The sequence below is a fragment of the Micromonospora sp. MH99 genome (assembly GCF_021442385.1).
Lineage (GTDB): Bacteria > Actinomycetota > Actinomycetes > Mycobacteriales > Micromonosporaceae > Micromonospora.
Genome location: NZ_MUZA01000148.1, coordinates 1 through 1,961, shown reverse-complemented (window position 1 = coordinate 1,961; position 1,961 = coordinate 1). Strand labels below are relative to the sequence as shown.

At 76.5% G+C, this 1,961-nt stretch carries 1 protein-coding gene and 1 pseudogene; both read right to left on the bottom strand.

The features are described 5' to 3' along the window. Nucleotides 1-257, bottom strand: a pseudogene (locus tag B0E54_RS32220) (hypothetical protein); the annotation flags it as partial. 2 nt (nucleotides 258-259) lie between these two features. Then, on the bottom strand, nucleotides 260-1,961 hold a 1,702-nt coding region (locus B0E54_RS32215; RefSeq protein WP_234591612.1), incomplete at its 5' end, for an FtsK/SpoIIIE domain-containing protein.

The following is a 1,961-nucleotide window of genomic DNA, read 5'->3' as shown; positions in this document are numbered from 1 at the left end:
GGCGGCGGACCGGGCCAGGTGGCGGGGTCAGCGGCCGAGCCCGGCGCGGCGGTCGGGCCGGGCGGTGGCTGGTCGATGCCTATCGCGCGGCCGAGCTGGTCGAGGCGGTGGCCCTGCGCGGTCAGCCGCTGGTGCAGGTAGTCGGCGGCGGCGTGCAGGTCGCGACGGCGCTCGGACTCGGCCGCGGCGTCCCGCTCGCCGGTGCGGCGGTGCTCGGCCAGCTGTCGGGCCAGCGCCGCGTACTCCTCGAAGGACACTGTCAACGCTCCCCGTGCGGCTCGTGCCCGTCGCGGGCGAACGGCACGATCAGCCTGGTGCGCTGGTCGTGCCTGTCGACCAGCAGCGCCCGGTCGGCGCGCGGCGTGTAGGCCAGGTCGTGCACCCCGAGGTGCAGGGCCAGCTCGGGGCCGGGCACGTTGAGCGCGACGAGGCAGGCGACGTCGTCGCGGTTCTGGGTGCCGCCGAGGTCGTCGGAGAGCCGCCGCAGGCCGCGCCACCAGCCGAGCAGGTGCACGCCCTGGGCGGGGCCGTGGCGCAGCAGCGTACGCAGGTCGTCCAGGCCGGAGCGGAACGTGACCGGGTCGGCCGCGCCGAGGACCGGGGCTGCGGTGTCCATCCCGAACACCACCAGGTATTCGCGGCCGGCCGGCTCGGCGGCCAGCGTGGCGATCCGGTCGCGCAGCCCGGCCGCGTCGAGGCGGTGCACCGGGTGACCGGCGGCCCGCAGCGCGGCCTCGGTCTCGGCCGCCACCGGGTCGGCGGCGGCGACCAGGGAGGCCACCTGGAACCGGGCGTCACCGGGAGTGTGCTGGCGGGCCAGGCTCAGCGCGGCGGCGCGCAGCACGTCCGCGCCGGCCGGTGCGGTGCCCACCACGGCGAGGTGCCGGCCGGGGGTGGAGTCCATCAGGAACAACGCGGTGGTGCCGTGCACGTCGACCGTCCGACCGACCAGCGCCATGGGGCGTCGGCCACCGGGGCGCAGCCCCGCGAAGGTGGAGTCGTCCTCGACGCGCGCCGCCTCGTACCCCTTGAAGACCGCCGGGGCCCGCGAGCCCGGCGGGCGGGCCTGCCACAGCTCGTGGCGCAGCGCGGCGAGGTCGGCCGCGGCGGCGTGCGCGTCGGGGAAGCGCAGCACGGTGTCGGCGCCGACCGCGCCGGCGGCGGTGTTGACCACTGCGGAGCCGATCGGCAGGGCCGCTGCGGCGTCGTTGAGCTGGTCGAGGACACCCCCGCCGCCGGGCAGCGCCACCCGCAGCGCGAACTGCCCGAAGATCGCCTCGGCCCGACCGTAGAGCGCCTCGATGCCGGTCATGCTCTGACTGGCCAGCACCAGGTGGATGCCGTACGAGCGGCCCTTGCGGGCCAGCTCCTCCAGCAGGTCCACGGATTCGCGGGCCAGCGCGTCGTTGCCGGCGAGCAGCACGTGAAACTCGTCGATGACTGCCACGATGCGCGGCAGTGGACTGTCCCGCGGCAGGTCGGCGAGCTTGGTGACGCCGTGCCGCTTCAGCGCGGTGGCCCGGCGCTGTGCCTCCCGGCGCAGCTCGCGCAGCACGGCCAGGCCGTACTCGCGGTCGGATTCGATGCCGACGGCGCGGGCGTGGGGCAGCCAGGACGGGTCACGCCCGGTGGGCACGAACTCGGTGAAGCTGACGCCCTCCTTGAAGTCGAGCAGGTAGAGCTGCAACTCGGCCGGCGAGTAGCGCGCGGCCAGCCCGTAGAGGACGTCCAGGAGGAAGACGGTCTTGCCGGCGCCGGTGCGTCCGCCGACCAGCCAGTGCGGGGTGGCGTCATCGAAGGCGACGGTCAGCGGAGCGGGGCCGGCCCGGCCGACGACGGTACGCAGCCCGTTGGCCGCGGACTCGGCCCAGCGCCGCTCGGGCAGCAGCTCGGCGAACGGCAGCGCGTCGGCGCGGCGGGCGGCCGCGCCGAGGTGCTCGGCGAGCGCCCGGACCGAGGCC